Source organism: Streptomyces sp. NPDC107498 (assembly GCF_055582805.1).
Map to the genome: position 1 here is coordinate 173,667 of NZ_JBVJPE010000010.1, position 16,752 is coordinate 190,418.

13 protein-coding genes are annotated in these 16,752 nt (G+C 73.0%); 5 read left to right on the forward strand and 8 right to left on the reverse strand.

Features of this window, described 5'->3' with window-relative positions:
* The first annotated feature begins 34 nt into the window (after nucleotides 1-34).
* Entirely contained in the window at nucleotides 35-607 is a 573-nt protein-coding gene (locus ACZ66Z_RS19620) for an antibiotic biosynthesis monooxygenase (protein WP_469935553.1), read from the forward strand.
* Nucleotides 608-616: 9 nt separating this feature from the next.
* Here the strand turns inward: ACZ66Z_RS19620 and ACZ66Z_RS19625 are convergent, their stop codons facing one another.
* Nucleotides 617-1,399 carry an SAM-dependent methyltransferase gene (locus tag ACZ66Z_RS19625; RefSeq protein ID WP_469935555.1) on the reverse strand — a complete coding sequence of 261 codons (783 nt, stop codon included), beginning with the start codon at nucleotides 1,397-1,399 and terminating at the stop codon, nucleotides 617-619.
* 64 nt (nucleotides 1,400-1,463) lie between these two features.
* On the reverse strand, nucleotides 1,464-2,444 hold the full coding sequence (locus ACZ66Z_RS19630; protein WP_469935557.1) for a GlxA family transcriptional regulator: 981 nt from the start codon (nucleotides 2,442-2,444) through the stop codon (nucleotides 1,464-1,466).
* 74 nt (nucleotides 2,445-2,518) lie between these two features.
* On the opposite strand from ACZ66Z_RS19630, the gene ACZ66Z_RS19635 reads away from it, so the two are divergent.
* From ACZ66Z_RS19635 to pspAB, 3 genes are all read left to right on the forward strand, one after another.
* On the forward strand, nucleotides 2,519-3,364 hold the full coding sequence (locus ACZ66Z_RS19635; RefSeq protein WP_469935559.1) for a dienelactone hydrolase family protein: 846 nt from the start codon (nucleotides 2,519-2,521) through the stop codon (nucleotides 3,362-3,364).
* A 211-nt stretch (nucleotides 3,365-3,575) separates the two neighbouring features.
* On the forward strand, nucleotides 3,576-4,493 hold the full coding sequence (htpX, locus tag ACZ66Z_RS19640) for a zinc metalloprotease HtpX (RefSeq protein WP_469935561.1): 918 nt from the start codon (nucleotides 3,576-3,578) through the stop codon (nucleotides 4,491-4,493).
* A gap of 5 nt (nucleotides 4,494-4,498) precedes the next feature.
* Nucleotides 4,499-5,203 carry a PspA-associated protein PspAB gene (gene pspAB, locus ACZ66Z_RS19645; protein ID WP_469935563.1) on the forward strand — a complete coding sequence of 235 codons (705 nt, stop codon included), beginning with the start codon at nucleotides 4,499-4,501 and terminating at the stop codon, nucleotides 5,201-5,203.
* Between the two features lie 350 nt (nucleotides 5,204-5,553).
* Here pspAB and ACZ66Z_RS19650 read toward each other — a convergent pair whose 3' ends face one another.
* From ACZ66Z_RS19650 to ACZ66Z_RS19670, 5 genes are all read right to left on the reverse strand, one after another.
* On the reverse strand, nucleotides 5,554-7,275 hold the full coding sequence (locus ACZ66Z_RS19650) for a PP2C family protein-serine/threonine phosphatase (protein WP_469935565.1): 1,722 nt from the start codon (nucleotides 7,273-7,275) through the stop codon (nucleotides 5,554-5,556).
* A gap of 708 nt (nucleotides 7,276-7,983) precedes the next feature.
* Nucleotides 7,984-10,083, reverse strand: a complete 2,100-nt coding sequence (locus ACZ66Z_RS19655) for a SpoIIE family protein phosphatase (RefSeq protein WP_469935567.1) — start codon at nucleotides 10,081-10,083, stop codon at nucleotides 7,984-7,986.
* 250 nt (nucleotides 10,084-10,333) lie between these two features.
* Nucleotides 10,334-10,720, reverse strand: coding sequence for a hypothetical protein (locus tag ACZ66Z_RS19660; RefSeq protein ID WP_469935569.1), 387 nt, complete (start codon nucleotides 10,718-10,720; stop codon nucleotides 10,334-10,336).
* On the reverse strand, nucleotides 10,717-12,438 hold the full coding sequence (gene ctaD, locus ACZ66Z_RS19665) for an aa3-type cytochrome oxidase subunit I (protein ID WP_469935571.1): 1,722 nt from the start codon (nucleotides 12,436-12,438) through the stop codon (nucleotides 10,717-10,719). Before ctaD ends, ACZ66Z_RS19660 begins: the two co-directional genes overlap by 4 nt.
* Nucleotides 12,439-12,811: 373 nt before the next feature.
* Nucleotides 12,812-13,009: a CsbD family protein gene (locus ACZ66Z_RS19670; RefSeq protein WP_469935573.1), complete on the reverse strand. Its 198-nt coding sequence runs from the start codon at nucleotides 13,007-13,009 to the stop codon at nucleotides 12,812-12,814.
* Nucleotides 13,010-13,334: 325 nt separating this feature from the next.
* On the opposite strand from ACZ66Z_RS19670, the gene ACZ66Z_RS19675 reads away from it, so the two are divergent.
* Entirely contained in the window at nucleotides 13,335-15,182 is a 1,848-nt protein-coding gene (locus ACZ66Z_RS19675; protein WP_469935574.1) for a glycoside hydrolase family 15 protein, read from the forward strand.
* Between the two features lie 19 nt (nucleotides 15,183-15,201).
* Here the strand turns inward: ACZ66Z_RS19675 and ACZ66Z_RS19680 are convergent, their stop codons facing one another.
* Entirely contained in the window at nucleotides 15,202-16,638 is a 1,437-nt protein-coding gene (locus ACZ66Z_RS19680; protein ID WP_469935576.1) for an MFS transporter, read from the reverse strand.
* Between the last annotated feature and the right edge of the window lie 114 nt (nucleotides 16,639-16,752).

Below are 16,752 nucleotides of genomic sequence, written 5' to 3' on the forward strand. Positions count from 1 at the left end.
GGGCGCGGGCGCGGCGTGATCACGAGGAGCATCCATGACCGTGACCGGCCTGGAACACACCGCCGTCCCCGCCGACACCGGCGAAGTGACCCTGTTGATAGCCCGCCGGGTGGAGCCCGGTCACGAAGCGGCCTTCGAACGGTGGGCGAAGGGCATCCTCGACACGGCGGCCACCTTCCCCGGCCACCTCGGACACGGACTCTTCCGCTCCTCCGGCGGCGACGCGCCCTGGTTCCTCGTCCACCGCTTCCGGGACGCGGAGGCCTGTCGGGCCTGGCAGGAGTCCCCCGAGCGGGCCGCCTGGTTCGCCGACTGCACGGGCCACCACCACACCGAGATCGCGCGGCGCGAACTCACCGGCATGGAGACCTGGTTCGCCGAGCCGGGATCGACCCGGCCCGCGCCGCCCCGGTGGAAGATGGCGATCAGCGCGACCCTGGCGATCTACCCCATCTCCGTGTTCGGCGGCCTCTTCCTCGTCCCCCGCCTCACCGCGCTCCCCCTCCTGCTGAGCAGCGCGGTCGTCGCCTGCGTCTTCAACGTGCTGATGACCTACGTGGCGATGCCCGCCGTGAGCAGGCTCCTGCGCGGCTGGCTGACCCCGTAGCCCCGACCCCTACTTGCGGCCGACGCCCGCGTACATCGCGACGTCCGGCGTCGGTGCCTCGGGCCGCCAGGCGGAGCAGGACACCACTCCGGGCTCCAGCAGCTCCAGGCCGTCGAAGTAGCGCGCGATCGCCCCGGGGGTGCGCTGGGTGAGCCTCGGGGTGCCGTGCTCGTTCCAGAACGCCACCGCCGCGTCCACGTCCGGCATGTCGGGGTGGGCGACCGTGTGGGACAGGACGAGGTGGCTGCCGGGGGCGAGCGCGTCCATGAGCCGGCGGACGATTCCGTACGACTCCTCGTCGTCCTCGACGAAGATGACGACCCCGAGCAGCATCAGGGCGACCGGCTGCGAGAGGTCGAGGGTCTTCGCCGCGGCGGCCAGGATCGTGTCGACGTCCCGCAGGTCGGCGTCCAGGTAGTCGGTGCGGCCCTCGGGCGTGCCGACCAGCAGGGCGCGGGCGTGCGCGAGCACGAGCGGGTCGTTGTCGACGTACACGACCCGCGCGTCGGGGGCGACGCGCTGGGCGACCTCGTGCGTGTTGTCGGCGCTCGGCAGCCCCGTGCCGATGTCCAGGAACTGCCGGACGCCCTCCCGCTCGGCCAGGTGCCGCACCGCCCGCCCCAGGAAGAGCCGGTCCGCCTTCGCGTACTCCCCGATGCCGGGGTGCAGCTCGCGGATCCGGTCGCCGGCCTCCCGGTCGACCGGGTAGTTGTCCTTGCCACCGGTCCAGTAGTTCCATATCCGGGCGGTGTGCGGCCGGGAGGTGTCGATGCGCGTTTCGATGTCGGTCACGCCGTCAACGTATCGCAGCGCCCCGGCAACTCCCTTGCGCGGACGCCCCTTTGACCACTGTTGTTCACGTGGCCGGTTTTCGGTGGGGGCGGAAGGCCGCGCGGTGGGCGCTCGGCGGATGGCCCGTGTGGCGGGTGAAGAGGGCGGTGAAGGTGCCGGGGTCGCGGTAGCCGACGGAGGCGGCGACGGCGGCGACGGTGCGGTCGGTGGTCTCCAGGAGGTGGCGGGCGCGACGGACGCGGGAGGCCTGGAGGTGGGCGAGGGGGGTGCGGCCGGTCTCGGCGGCGAAGCGGCGCAGCAGGGTCCGGGTGCTGACGCCGAAGGCGGCGGCGAGGGCGCCGAGGTCGTAGCGGACGGCGAGGTGCTGGTCGAGGTGGCGCATGACCCGCTCGGAGAACCCGTGGCCGGGCTGCGGAAGGAGCCGGGCGTCCACGTACGGGGTCTGGGAGGTGCGGGCGTCGTCGACGAGGGCGAGGCGCGCGGTGGCGCGGGCCACCCGGGGCCCGCCGTGCCGGCGGATCAGGTCCAGCGCGAAGTCGTACATGGCGCTGAAGGCGGCCGTGGTCGTCACTCCCGTGTCGGTGACGACGAGCTCCTCGGGCCGGACGTCGGCGGCCGGGCGACGGCGGGCCAGGGCGTCCGCGTGGAGCCAGGAGGTCGTGGCGCGGCGCCCGTCCAGCAGTCCGGCGTCGGCCAGCAGGAACGCGCCGACGCAGAGGGACACGACGGCGGTTCCGGCGGCGAAGTGCGCGCGGACCGCCGCGACCTCGGGGGCGAGGGCGGCGAGCCGCCCGTCGAGGTCCGCGCCGAGGAGCAGCTCGAAGCCCGGCACGACGAGGACGTCGACCTCGCGCAGCGGGCCGACGTCGAGGCGGGCGCCGCCGGAGGCGGTGACCCGGCGGCGCGGCGAGACGATCGAGACCCGGTAGCCGGGCCCGGCGGGCCCCGCGACGTGCCCGGCCATCGTCAACAGGTCCGGTACGCCGAAGACTTCGGAGGCGAAGCAGCCCGGATAGGCCAGGACACCGACACGCAGTGCGCTCATGGTGGCGAGATTACCGGTGGACTCGGCGATCTCGCCCCTCACCCGGAGCCCGGTCGGCGGGCCACGCTGTGTCCATGACTCCTCCCGCCGACGCTCCGGCTCCCGCCGACGATCCGATCGACGACTTCGACCACCGCCCCGTCGACGTGGACGGCGTGGTGAAGACGGTCCACACGGCCGGTTCCGGGCCCGCCGTCGTCGTCCTGCCCGAGATGCCCGGCATCAGTCCCGACGTGCTGCGCCTCGCCCGCTGGGTGCGGGACGCCGGCTTCACCGTCCACGTGCCCTCCCTCTTCGGGACCGACGGCGCCTTCCCCACGCTCGAAGGGGGCATGGAGGTGGTCCGGCGGGCGTGCGTCAGCGCGGAGTTCCGGGCGTTCGCCGGAGGCGGCACGAGCCCGGTCACGGCGTGGCTGCGCGGTCTGGCGCGCCGGGCGCACGCCGAGTGCGGCGGCCCGGGCGTCGGCGCGATCGGCCTCTGCTTCACCGGCAACTTCGCCCTCACCATGGCCCTGGAGCCGGCCGTGATCGCGCCCGTGGTCAACCACCCCTCCCTGCCCCTCGACGACCCCGGCGGGATCGAACTCGACGAGGCGGACGCGCGCGCGGTCCAGGAGCGGGTGGCCCGCGACGGGCTGACCGTCCTGTCCTACCGCTTCGAGGGCGACCGCTGGTGCACGGGCCGCCGCTTCGCCGCGTACCGTGCGCTGCTCGGGGACGCCTTCGACGGCCGGGTCCTCCCGGACTGCGCGGCGAACCCCGCTCCCCCGCCGTTCTTCGCCGAGCAGGTCGGTACGCCGCACAGCGTCGTCACCGCCCACCTCGTCGACGAGGCCGGGCACCCCACCGTCCGGGCCCGGGACGAGATCCTGGCCTTCCTGAGCGACCGCCTGCACCCCGGCACCGTGACGCGCCGATGAGGGACGGGCCGTCCTTCGGGGCGGGTCGAGCGGCATGTCCTTCCCATGGCCTTCAGGGCGGTTCGAGCAGCGACACGTCGTGGAGGCCCGCGGCCCGGTCTTCCGCCCGCCCCGTTCCGGCGCGCGCGGGAGCACACTGGCAGGAGGGGGCGGAAGGCCTGCCCCGCCCCGGGTCCGGCCGGTCCCGCCCCCGGTGGAAGAGGGTGCGCGGATGCCCAGAACCCGGTCCTCGTCCCGCTCGCGCTACGCCCCCGACCGGGGGCTCACGACCCGCATGGCGACGACGATGTTCCTGATCGGCCTGTTGTACGTGGTCTTCGTCGGCGTCCTGCTGGTGCTGCTGCGCGGGTCCTGGCCCGTCATCCTGCTGATCACGGGCGCGCTGTTCGTCGGGCAGTTCTGGTTCAGCGACCGGATCGCCGCGCTGGGAATGGGGGCCCGCGAGGTGACCCGCGAGCAGGCGCCCGAGCTGCACGGCACCGTGGACCGCATCTGCGCACTGGCCGACATGCCGAAGCCGAAGGTGGCGATCGCCGAGAGCGACGTGCCGAACGCGTTCGCCACCGGGCGCGGCGAGAGGACCGCGCTCGTCTGCGTCACGACCGGCCTGCTGCGGCGCCTGGAGCCGGAGGAGCTGGAGGGGGTCCTCGCACACGAGATGTCGCACGTGGCGCACCGGGACGTCGCCGTCATGACCGTCGCCTCCTTCCTCGGCGTCCTCGCCGGGATGATGACGCGGGTCGCGCTCTACAGCGGCCTCGGTCGCAGCCGGGACAGCACCGCGGGCATCGCCCTGATCCTCGTCCCCGTGGTCAGCGCCGCCGTCTACGTCGTCAGCTTCCTGCTGACCCGGGTGCTGTCCCGCTACCGGGAGCTGGCCGCCGACCGTGCCGCCGCGCTCCTCACCGGCCGCCCCTCGGCGCTGGCCTCCGCCCTCACCAAGGTGAGCGGTGAGATGGCCCGGATCCCGACGGAGGACCTGCGCAAGGCGGAGCCGTACAACGCCTTCTGGTTCGCGCCCGCCTTCTCCTCCCGGGAGAGCCTGGGCCGGCTGCTCGCCACCCACCCCTCCCTGGAACAGCGGCTCGAACAGCTCGCGCGGATCTCGGCGCGGCTCGGCGAGGCGTGACGGCGATGGGATTCCTCGACGCCATCCTCGGGCGCGACCGGCCGGTGCGGCCGGACCTGGACCGCCTCTTCGGACTGCCGGCCGCCGCGCTCACCCTCCGGGCGGGCACGGGCTTCGTGCCGACCGGCACCGGATCGGTGTGCTTCGCGGCGGTGGAGGGCGGCGCGTTCGCGCGCCTGAAGGGGGACGTACGGGACCTCCTCGACATCGAGGTGGCGGCCGGGGCCGACCGGGGCGGGGCGGAGGACGCCGGGCCGGGCGCGTACCCCGTGACGTACGCCTCGGACGCGTACGGGTACACCTGGCTCACCGTCCGGCGTCCCGCCGAGGACCTGATCACGCTGGTCAACGACCTGCACGCGGTCAACGCGCTCCTGGAGGAGGCCGGTTTCGGCCCGAACCTGCTCTGCTCGCTGACCGCGTTCCGTCCTCCGGGGGCGGAGGACGGAGGGGCGGAGGACGGAGGGGCGAAGGACGGAGGGGCGGAGTCCCCGGTGCCCGGCCCGTACCGGACCCGCGACCTCGCCCTCGTGTACCTCTACAAGCGCGGCACGTTCTATCCCTTCGCCCCGCGCGCGGACCACGCCGAGGCCCGCGACAACGCCCTCGAACTGGAGGTCGGGGGGCTGCTGGCGGGCGACCTCCCGTTGGAGCCCGACATGGAGCGGTGGTTCCCGGTCTGGGGGGCGCCGGGGCTCGGCGGGACCTGACCGGGGCCGGGGCGGGGTCGGGGCGCGGTCGGTCGGTGCCGGAGGTGGATCGTGAAGCGCCTCACGCCCATGCCGATCGTGTCGGCGTGCATCGAGCCGCGGGCCCGGTCGAACTCACCGGTGCCGCCGGCGATCGCGTTGTCGAACGAGGGCGGAGGGCCCGGGTCGAGGATGCCGAAGCCCCTCCCCTGCACGGAGAGCCGGCCGTCGATGCTCATGGATGGTGCGGTGACGCACTCATCACCTCAGGCTGCGGCTCCGCCCGGAGCGCCCCGGAGCGACCCACCGGAAGACCCGACCGGTCGGACCGACCCCCGTGCGGGAGACGGCTCCCGGCCGCCCCGGAAGGGTCAGTCGAGGCGGATGGCGAGCATGCAGGCGTCGTCCTCGTGGCCGGACTGGTCCGGGTCGGCGAGGACGGCGGCGATCAGGTCCTCGGGTGCCGCGTCCGACGCGCGGTCGACGAGGGCGGCGAGGCGGTCGATGCCCTTGGTGACGTCTTCTCCCCTGCGCTCGACCATGCCGTCGGTGTAGAGGAGCAGGAGGTCGCCCGGGCGCAGGGGGGTCGTGGTGGTCTCGTACGCGTAGCCGGGCAGCGCTCCGAGCAGCGGGCCGCGTTTGCCCGTGTGGAGGGGGGCGGCGTGCCCGTCGCGGAGGAGGAGGGGCGCGGGATGGCCGGCGTCGGCCCAGTGGAGGTTGCGGGCGTCGTCGATGTGACCGGCGACGGCGGTGGCGGTCTGTTCCGAGGGGTCGCTGCAGACCAGTTCGTTGAGCCAGGTCATGATCTCGCCGGCGGACGCTCCGGTCTGGGCGAGACCGGCCAGGGCGTGGCGCTGCTGGGACATGCGGGCCACCGCGTCCAGGCCGTGCCCCGCGGCGTCGCCGATGGCGACCAGGACCCGCCCGTCGGGCAGGAGGCGGCACTTGTACCAGTCTCCTCCGACGGCCGCGTCCGGTTCGGCCGGCCCGTACGAGGCCGCCACGGTCAGACCGACCGCCGCCAGCGCCTCGGAATGGGTCGGCAGCAGGGCCTCGCGCAGCGCGTCGGCCACCCGTCGCTCCGCCCGCGTCTGGCGCCGGAGCCGGTCGGACTCGCGTTCCGTCTCGGCGAGCCTGCGGCGGCTGCGGATCTGCGGGGTGAGGTCACGGGCGACGAGGTTCACCGCCCACGGCCGCCCGTCGGTGCCGACGACCGGCCGCCCGAGCAGATCGAGCGTCCGCACCTCCCCGAGGACCAGGAAGCGAATGCGGGTCCAGGCGGGTTCCTCCCCGGCCAGGACGGAGGTGAGGAACTCGGCGAACGCGGTGAGGTCGTCGGGGAGCAGCGCGTCGCAGAGCTGCTCCAGCGGCCAGGGCATCTGGACATCGGCGTGGAAGATCCGGCTCAGCCCCTCCGACCAGGTCACCTTCCCCGACAGCAGGTCCCAGTTGCCCCAGCCGAGGGAGGCGAGGTACTGGGCGTCGATCGTCATGAGTTCGGTCTGGCTCTGCACGGGCCGCCAGGTCGCGAGGATCTGTTCGCCGCAGAGCGCCGCCGAGTAGAGGAGCGGGGCGCGGTGGAGACGGCCCAGGCGCTGCTCGGTGTAGTCGACGACCCGGCCCTCCAGGGGGCCGCCACCGGCGACGACGTCGGTGAGCGCCGCGAGGAGGCCGCTCGTGACCGCTCCGGGCCGGGCTTCCAGGAACCGCTGCCCGACCTGGTGGTCGGGGGCCTCCAGCCATTCGGCGGAGCGGATGCGGTTGCCGGCGACGATGCGGAAGTCGCGTACCGCCCCGGTCTCGTCGCGGACCGGTTCGAGGAGGACGGCGGAGGCGGGGATCGCGCCGAGGACGGAGCAGGTGCCGGTGGCGCCGCGGTCGTGGGTGCTGCAGAGGCAGTTCGTACCGGTGTCGTTGCGCGTCGGCAGGGTGGGGCCGGGGGCGAGCGTCTGGACGGGGGCGGTGACCTCCTCCCCGGGGGCGGGGGCGGCGGGCCGGTCCGCGTTGCGTCGGACGGCGGAGCGCAGGGCGGAGACCTCGCCTCCGATGAGGTCCTTGAGCTCTTCGACGGTGTCGGGCAGCGGAAAACCCATGACGCCTCCCGGGGGCCGGTGGCACGCCGCGGAGCCGGCGGTCCCGGCCCTGCCACCACCGACTCGCTCCCCGGGCCTTTGCCCGCTCGTCCCGGGAGCATGCGCGGAACCGGGCGGCGGCCGACGACGGACGCCTCCGGCGGCCGGGGCCGACGAGGCGGGCGGGGCGTGCTGCGGCTCCGGGGCCGTCGGCTCCGTACGGTGGAGCGGGGCGCCGACACGCGGCTCGGAGACCGGCGGCGCCGTGCGGCCCGTCCCTCCGCGCATGCCGACGCGCCCACGAGCTCCGCCGACGCGCCGTTCCCCGTCGGCTCCTTCCAGGACGGCGCCGACGGGGTTCTCGTCGAGAGGCCGTCCGTCGTGCCGCGCGTCCGAGGAGGGGGCGCCCGGCGAGGGCGGCTTCCCCCTCGTCGTGGCCACCGGGGCGGGGACGATGCGACCGCCGATGGCGGTCGGGGCGATGTCCGGGGCGTAGGCGCCTCATCCGGGGCACACCAGGGCACCGTTGAGATGCCGGCGGCACGACGAGCGGTGGTCCCTCTCCGTCTTTCGGGGTCGACGTGCCTGCCGCCGGCCCCGGTGGGCCCGCGGCCCGGTCACGTGGGCAAACGGATTCGAGCAGCCTGCAACGCTGACGAAGCTTTCGAAAGACCGTGCGCAGCCCGTGTGATGCTCCTGTGGCGATTCCCTGGCACAGACCAGGTCCTGTCACGTCACGTCGAGGTCGGCGGAGGTCAGCGGCCGGGGCTGGGCGATGAGGAGGGCGACGTCGTCGTGGTCGTCCGCGTGCCGCAGGGCCCGGACGAGCCACGGGCAGAGGTCCCGCAGGGGGCGGTGCGGGGCGTCGAGGCTTTCGAGCAGGGTGTCCAGGCGCTCGTCGATCGGGTGGTGCCGGGTCTCGACGAGACCGTCGGTGTACAGCACGAGCCGGTCGCCGGGCCCCAGGTCGAAGGAGGTCGTGAGGAACGGCACCCCGCCGACGCCCAGGGGCGCGCCGCTGGGGAGGTCGAGGAGTTCGGGGGGCCGCCCCGCACGGACGAGGGCGGGCGGGAGGTGGCCGGCGTTGGCGATGTCGCACCGTCCTCGGTGCGGATCGTAGACGGCGTAGAGGCAGGTGGCGATGTAGTGCTCGAGCCCGCTGGTGATCTTGTCGAGGTGGCGCAGGACCTCGTCGGGGGCGAGGTCGAGGTCGGCGTACGCGCAGGTGGCGGTCCGCAGCCGTCCCATCGCCGCGGCCGCGTCGATGCCGCTGCCCATCACGTCGCCGACCACCAGGGCCGTGCGGTCGCCGGCCAGGGGGATGATGTCGTACCAGTCGCCTCCCACCTCGCTGGACGCCTGGGCCGGCTGGTAGTGCGAGGCCACGTCCAGCCCGGCGAGGCGCGGGGGACGGCCGGGCAGCAGGCTGCGTTGCAGGGTCTCGGCGGAGTTGCGCACGCTCTGGTACCAGCGCGCGTTGTCGATCGCGATCGCGGCTCGGGCGGCCAGTTCACCGGCGAGGATCACGTCGTCGTCGTCGAAGGGGAGGGGGTTGCGGGTGCGCATCAGGTCGAAGGCCCCGAGGACTTCGTGGTGGGCGATCAGCGGCACCGCGAGGTAGGAGTGCACGCCGGCCCGGGCGAAGGCGCGGGCGGAGTCCCGGTCGCGGGCGATGCGCAGCAGATCGTCCGGTCCCGCGTGGGCGACGACGACGGGCTGCCCGGTGTGGACGCACTGGGTGATGAGCCGGTCGGCGCCGTAGGCGGCGAGGTCCCCGACCGTGTCCGCCGCGGAGATGGCGTCGGTGGGGTAGGCGGAGGCGACGGCGAGCGCCTTGAACAGCTCCGGTCCGTCACGGGGGCCGGTGACGCGCCGGAAGGCGAGGACGGCGTCGAGGACGTCGACCGCCGCGAGGTCGGCCAGCTCCGGTACGGCGACCTCGGCCAGCTCCTGAGCGGTCCGTTCCACCTCCAGGGTGGTGCCGACGCGGGCGGAGGCCTCCGCGATCAGCGACAGCCGGCGCCGGGCCCGGTCGGCCTCGAGGGTGGCCTGGTGGCGCTCGCTGACGTCGACCACCGAGTTCGCCACGCCGAGCACCCGTCCGTTGCCCCCTTCCAGCCGGTAGTACGACACCGACCAGGCGTGATCGTGATGCGGATCGGCCCGGGTGCGGCCGACGACGTACTGGTCGATCAGCGGTGCGCCGGTCAGCAGGACCTGCCGCAGCGCGGACTCGATCGTGTCGATGCCGGCGGACGGATGGACGTCCCGCGGGCGGCGGCCGATGTGGTCGGCCGCGGGGACGCCGTTGATGCGCTCCAGCGCCGGGTTGACCATCGAGTACCGCAGGTCGGTGTCCAGGAAGGCGACGCCGATGGGGGCCTGGGACACCAGCCGGTCCGAGAGCGCCAGCCGGGCCTCGATGCCCTCCAGGGTGACCTGATCGGCGGCGATGCCCAGGGCGTACACATCACCGAGGTCGTCCGTCAGCCGCATGTTGCGGAACTCCACCAGTCGCGTGCCGCCGTCCTTGTGCCGGATGGGGAACGCTCCCGCCCAGCTCGCCCCGGTGCTCATCACCTCGGCGAACAGCCGGCCCACCACTTCGCTGTGCTCCTCGTGGACCAGCAACCGGGCCGCGTACCGGCCCAGCGCCTCTTCGGCGGTGTAACCGAAGACGTCGTTGGCCTGCGGGCTCCAGAAGACGATGCGCCCTCTGCTGTCCAGCACGACCGCGGACACGCTCAGCAGGTCGAGGAGACCGCCCGGCGGAAGGGACTCCGGCTCGTGGGCGTGTCCATCCGCCCCGTCGGCTCCGTTCGGCTCCATCACCCGCCTCCCTCCGTGCGGTGTGCGAGGACCGGCCTCTCCATGGTGCCCTCGTCACCGGGTGACCCACGACCCGAAGGGCTCCGCACGAGGCGGCGTGTGGCTGATCGTCCCGCCGTTCGTCCTCGACGCCCGGAACACCGCCGCGCAGACGACGGGCCGCGTCCTCGTCCTCGTGGCCGGCGGCGTTCCGGTGGTCCGGAGCATCGTGTCGATGTCGCTGTGGCGGCCGGGCGGCGGACGCGCCCGATCACACGGTGCCGCGCGCCACGACGGCCAGCACGACCGAGGCGGCGGTGGCCAGGCCGAGAACGGCGGCGACCAGGCGGCGGCGCAGGAGGGCGTAGCGCCGGCCGTACTCCTCGCGGAGTTCGTGCGCGCGGGCGACGGTGGCCCGGAGCATCCGGCGCCGCACGGACAGGTGCTCCTGGGCGAAGGCGCGGGCGACCTCCGCCTGCTCGTGAGGCCCCAGCCAGGCGAACCGGCGGGCGAACGCGGCGCCGGCCTCGGCGGCCTCGGTTCTGGCGCGCTGGGCGAGCAGGTAGCCCTCCAGCCGCATGATGCCCGTGGCCGCCTCCGCCGCGGCGGTGTGCGGGCCGACGGCGCCTTGTGGCTCACGGCGGCCGGGTGCGGTCATCCCTCCCGGCCGCCTTCGGGACCCTGCGCGGCACCGGGGTCGTCGATGACGTCCCGTTTGTGCCCCCGGCCGTAGTCGAGTGCCGCCAGCTCCGGGAAGTTGAGGTCGAAGGCCGGGGATTCGGAGCGGATGCGCGGAATGGTGAGGAAGTTGTGGCGGGGCGGCGGGCAGGAGGTGGCCCATTCCAGGGAACGACCGAAGCCCCAGGGGTCGTCCACGGTGACCCGGGGGGCGGTCCTGGCGGTCTTCCAGACGTTGTAGAAGAACGGCAGGGTCGACATGCCCAGCAGGAAGGCCCCGATGGAGGAGATGGTGTTGAGGGTGGTGAAGCCGTCGGCCTGGAGGTAGTCGGCGTACCGCCTGGGCATTCCCTCGGCCCCGAGCCAGTGCTGGACGAGGAACGTGGTGTGGAAGCCGACGAAGAGCGTCCAGAAATGGATCTTGCCGAGCCTTTCGTCGAGCATGGTGCCGGTCATCTTGGGCCACCAGAAGTAGAAGCCGGCGAACATCGCGAAGACGACCGTCCCGAAGACCACGTAGTGGAAGTGGGCGACGACGAAGTAGCTGTCGGTGACGTGGAAGTCCATGGGCGGCGAGGCGAGGATGATCCCGGTGAGCCCGCCGAACAGGAAGGTGACGAGGAATCCGACGGACCACAGCATCGGGGTCTCGAACGAGAGCGAGCCGTGCCACATCGTGCCGATCCAGTTGAAGAACTTCACGCCCGTCGGCACCGCGATCAGGAACGTCATGAAGGAGAAGAAGGGCAGCAGTACCGCACCGGTGGCGAACATGTGGTGCGCCCACACCGTCACGGACAGGCCGGCGATGGCGATCGTGGCGCCGATGAGGCCGACGTAGCCGAAGATCGGCTTGCGGGAGAAGACCGGCAGGATCTCGGTGACGATGCCGAAGAAGGGCAGCGCGATGATGTAGACCTCGGGGTGGCCGAAGAACCAGAACAGGTGCTGCCACAGCAGCGCTCCGCCGTTGGCCGGATCGTAGACGTGGGCCCCGAACTGCCGGTCCGCCTCGAGCGCGAACAGCGCCGCCGCCAGCACGGGGAACGCGAACAGCACCAGCACCGAGGTCAGCAGCACGTTCCACGTGAAGATCGGCATCCGGAACATCGTCATGCCCGGAGCGCGCATGCAGATGATCGTGGTGATGAAGTTGACCGCGCCCAGGATCGTCCCGAAGCCGGCGAGCGCGAGCCCCATGATCCACATGTCGCCGCCGACGTAGGGGGTGCGTTCCCCGCCGCTGAGCGGCGTGTAGGCGGTCCATCCGAAGTCCGCGGTGCCCTGCGGGGTGAAGATGCCGCAGAAGGCGATCAGGCCGCCGAAGAGGAAGAACCAGTACGACAGCATGTTGAGCCGCGGGAAGGCGACATCGGGCGAGCCGATCTGCAACGGCATGATCGCGTTGGCGAAGCCGGCGAAGGTGGGCGTGGCGAAAAGCAGCAGCATCACCGTGCCGTGAAGGGTGAACGCCTGGTTGTACTGCTCGGGAGAGACGATCTGCAGACCCGGCCGCGCCAGTTCCGCACGGATCACCAGAGCGAGCATTCCACCGAGCAGGAAGAAGACGAACGACGTGATCAGGTAGAGGTGGCCGATCTTCTTGTGGTCCGTCGTCGTCAGCCAGTCCACGACGACCTGCCCCCGGCCCCTCTTCTTCACGGGTACGAGGGTGGGTGGTTCCGTGGAAGTGACCATGTGGACTCCGTGAGGGGTTCAAAAGGTGCGGGCGGGCGGTGCGACCATAGGCCCCCTCCGTTCCCGGCGACCGCCCCAACACGGGCGTTCGGGATCAGTCCCTTCATCACACCGGCACCGGCCTGCGGATCTGCCCTCCCTCCGCGGCCGAAGCCCCCGTTCGGCGGACACGAGACGTCGGCCGACACACGCCCCGTACCCCTGCGCCCGCGCCGCCGGCCGGCGTCCCGGACCGGGCCGCTCCTGCACGGGCGGGCCTCCGGGCAGGCGCCTTCGTGTCTTTCGGCGACGACGGCTCCGGCACCGCCCCCTGCGCGTCCGTGGGATCTCCCCGACCCATGGGCCGTGTCAACAACCCTGCAGGTCCCTACGCCTAGCGACGGTGGTCGCGGTGCTTGAGGGAGTCCATGATGCCGGCAGCACGTTCGCGGACGTTCACTGCGGCCTCGCGCACCTTCGCCTTCGCCTGGTCGGTCCGGCCCTCGGTCTCCAGACGTTCGTTGCCGGTGAGCCTGCCGACGGTCTCCTTTATCCTGCCCCTCACCCTGTCCATGGCCGCGTGGTGACTCATGCCCTCGATCTCCTTCGTCGCCGGATCGGGTTCGGTGTCCACGCTAGGAGGGCCGGGGCGTTCCCGCGACGCGGGTGGCGAGGGGCGCCCCCGGGGCCGTGCGCGGGCTTTCGGAGCCGTCGGCCCTCCCACGAACCGCGCGGTCGGCCCGTCCGCTCCGGCCAGAAGTGGCTGGGGGCGCCCGGCGTCGCGATGATGGACAGACCGGTCGGCACCCGGCCGTGGAGCCGACGCCGTCGGTCGCACCGGAACGTGACCGGGCGGCACCGCGCCGACGCGAGGGCCCCGTGGGCCTCCGGCCGGTGCGGAGGACCGAGGAGGCGCTGTGAACGACTACCCCCCGATCGCGGACCACGGCATCATCGGCGATCTGCAGACGGCGGCGCTGATCGCCGCCGACGGCACCCTCGACTGGTGGTGCACCCCCCGGTTCGACTCCCCCAGCGTGTTCGCCTCGCTGCTCGACAGCGACCGCGGCGGATCCTGCCGCCTCGCCGCCGATGTCGACGGCGAGGCCACCGTCCGCCAGCTCTACCTCCCCGACACGGCCATCCTCATCACCCGCTTCATGACGCCCGACGGCGTCGGCGAGGTCGTCGACTTCATGCCCCCCGACACGTCGACGACGCCGTCCGCCCGGCACCGGCTGATCCGGGTCGCCCGGGTGGTGCGCGGCAGCATGCCGTTCGAGCTGACGTGCCGGCCCCGCTTCGACTACGGCCGCGCACCGCACGACCTCACGCGCCTCGACGACGGATCCGTGCTGTTCCGGGGCCCCGGCACGGACCTGCACCTCCAGGTCACCGCGCCGATCGCCCTTCACCCGGACGGCACCGACGTCTCCGCCCGCTTCACCCTCCGGGCCGGGGAACGCGCCGCCGTCGTCCTCACCGCCGAGACCGGCGCTCCGGGCAGCCTCAGCGGCCGGCCCGGCGGTGCGGCGCCGTCCGCCGACGCGATCCTCGCCGACTTCGAGGCGTGCAGCGCGTTCTGGCTGAACTGGCTGCGCGCCTCCCGCTACCGCGGCCGCTGGCACGAGATGGTCACCCGCTCCGCCATCACCCTCAAGCTCCTCACCTACGCCCCCACCGGCGCCCCGATCGCCGCCGCCACCCTGGGCCTCCCCGAGCAGATCGGCGGCGAGCGCAACTGGGACTACCGCTACACCTGGGTCCGCGACGCCTCCCTGTCGGTGCGCTCCCTGATCGACCTCGGCTTCACCACGGAGGCGAACGCCTTCCGCCGCTGGCTGCGCGACCGCCTGGACGCCGGGGGCACCGCCTCCGGCGAACCGCTGCAGATCATGTACCGCGTCGACGGCGAACCGCACCTGACCGAGGAGGTGCTGGACCACCTGGAGGGCTACCGCCGTTCCGCCCCGGTACGGGCCGGCAACGCCGCCGCCGACCAGATCCAGCTCGACATCTACGGCGAGGCCGCCTACGCCCTCGCCCAGGCGGAGGACATCGGCGGCATCCGCGGCTGGCACGCCTTCGCTCGTGTCATCGACTGGCTCACCGACCACTGGGACCGCCCCGACGAGGGCATCTGGGAGACCCGCGGAGGCCGCCAGAACTTCACCTACAGCCGCCTGATGACCTGGGTCGCCTTCGACCGCGCCGCCAAGCTCGCCGCCGCCCGCTCCCGCCCGGGCGACCTGACCCGCTGGCTGAACGCACGCGACGCGGTCCTGCGGCAGATCGTCGACAACGGCTGGAACGACGAACGGCGCGCCTTCGTCCAGCACTACGACACCGACGTCCTCGACGCGTCCCTGCTGCTGATGCCCAAGGTCGGCTTCCTCACCCCCACCGACCCCGACTGGCTCACCACCCTCGACGCCATGGACACCGAACTCGTCAGCGACAGCCTTGTCTACCGCTACGACCCCACCGCCTCCCCCGACGGCCTGCGCGGCTCGGAGGGCACCTTCAACCTGTGCAGCTTCCTGTACGTGGAGGCGCTCGCCCGTGCCGGACGCCTCACCCAGGCCCGCTACGCCTTCTCCAAGATGCTCACCTACGCCAACCACGTCGGCCTGTTCGCCGAGGAGATCGGCCCCTCCGGCGAACAGCTCGGCAACTTCCCGCAGGCGTTCACCCACCTGGCCCTGATCGACGCGGCCCTCGCCCTGGACGAGGAACTCGATCGCGCCGAGAGCAGGGCCGGCTGACGGTGCGTGCCGTGCGGGGTCACCGCCGCGGCGCGTCCGGCGGAGCCTCCGTTCCCGCTCCGGCGGCGGGGGTCCGGCCGGTGCGCGGCAGCAGGGCCGCGGCGATCAGCCCGCCCAGGCCGATGACCGCGAGCGCCGCCATCGCCGCCGCGTACGCGCCCTTGCTGAGGCCCGACACCAGGATCGTTCCCGCGACGGCGGTGCCGAGTGAGGAGCCGAGGTTGGAGACGCTGCGCGACAGGCCGGAGATCTCGCCCTGCTGCGTCTCGGGGAAGCACGACTGGACCACGTTCACCGACGGGGTGAGCATCACCCCCAGACCCAGACCGATCAGCAGCAGACCGGGGGCGAACGCCCAGGCACCGGGCTTCCAGGCGACCAGGGCGAGGAGCACGGCGATACCGGCGATCGTCACGACGAAGCCCGCCATGACGAGGGTGCGCTGCGCACGGCGCCGGGCCAGCTTCTCGGCGGCCAGCGAGGAGGCGAGGATGCCGAGGGTGGCGGCGGTGAAGATGACGCCGGTCTCGATCGCGTCGTAGCCGCGGACCACCTGCAGGTAGGCGGCGACGGTGAACGAGACGCCCATCAGCATCAGCCACTGCGCGTTCTGGGTGACCAGACCGAGGTTGGAGGTGCGGTTGCGGAACAGCGCCGTCGACAGCAGCGGTTCCCGGCCGGCGCGTTCGCGGCCGCGCACCCAGGCGAAGAAGCCGGCCAGCACCGCCGCGCCGCCCAGCAGCAGGCCGAGCGCCAGCCAGCCGTTGTTGTCGACGGCCAGGATGCCCGTCACCAGCAGCACGAGGCCGGCGGCCGACAGCACCGCTCCGACCGTGTCGAAGGGCCGGGCGGGGTCGGGCGGGAGCGGATCGTCGAGCCGGCGGCTGAGCACCACGATCGCCACGATCACCAGCGCCTGGAACACGAACGCGGCCCGCCAGCTGATCGCACTCGTGATCAGCCCGCCGATCAGCGGTCCTGCGGCCGCGCCGATCCCGCCCATCGCCATGATCGCGCCGAACGCACGCGCCCGGGAGGCCGTGTCGGTGAACAGCAGCGTGGTGAGGATGTAGACCGGCGGGATCAGCAGCGCCGTGCCCACGCCCTCCAGGATCGAGTTCCCCAGGATCAGCACGCCCAGCCCGGGCGCGACCGCGCTGAGCACGGCCCCGACCCCGTAGACCACGAGCCCGGCCAGCAGGCAGCGCTTGCGCCCCCACTTGTCGGTCAGCTTCCCGCCCGGGATCATCAGCGCCGCCATCACCAGCAGGAAGATCGTGATCGCGACCTGGACGCCCTGCACCGTGGTGTCCAGGTCCTCGCTGATGTCGTTGATCATCACGTTCATGTTGGATCCGGCGAAGCTGCAGATGAACTGCGCCAACGCCAGCGGAGCCAGCACACGCCGTGCCCCCGCCGCACCTCCCCCGGCTCCCGCCGCCGCCGTGTCCGCCATGCCGCCACCTGCCCATCCGCCGGGGTCGAAACGCAATCGCCGTCACGACCGTCGCACGACCCACTGCCATGGAGTCGAAGGCACGCAGCAGCAGCTCTCCGAGCCGCAGAAACT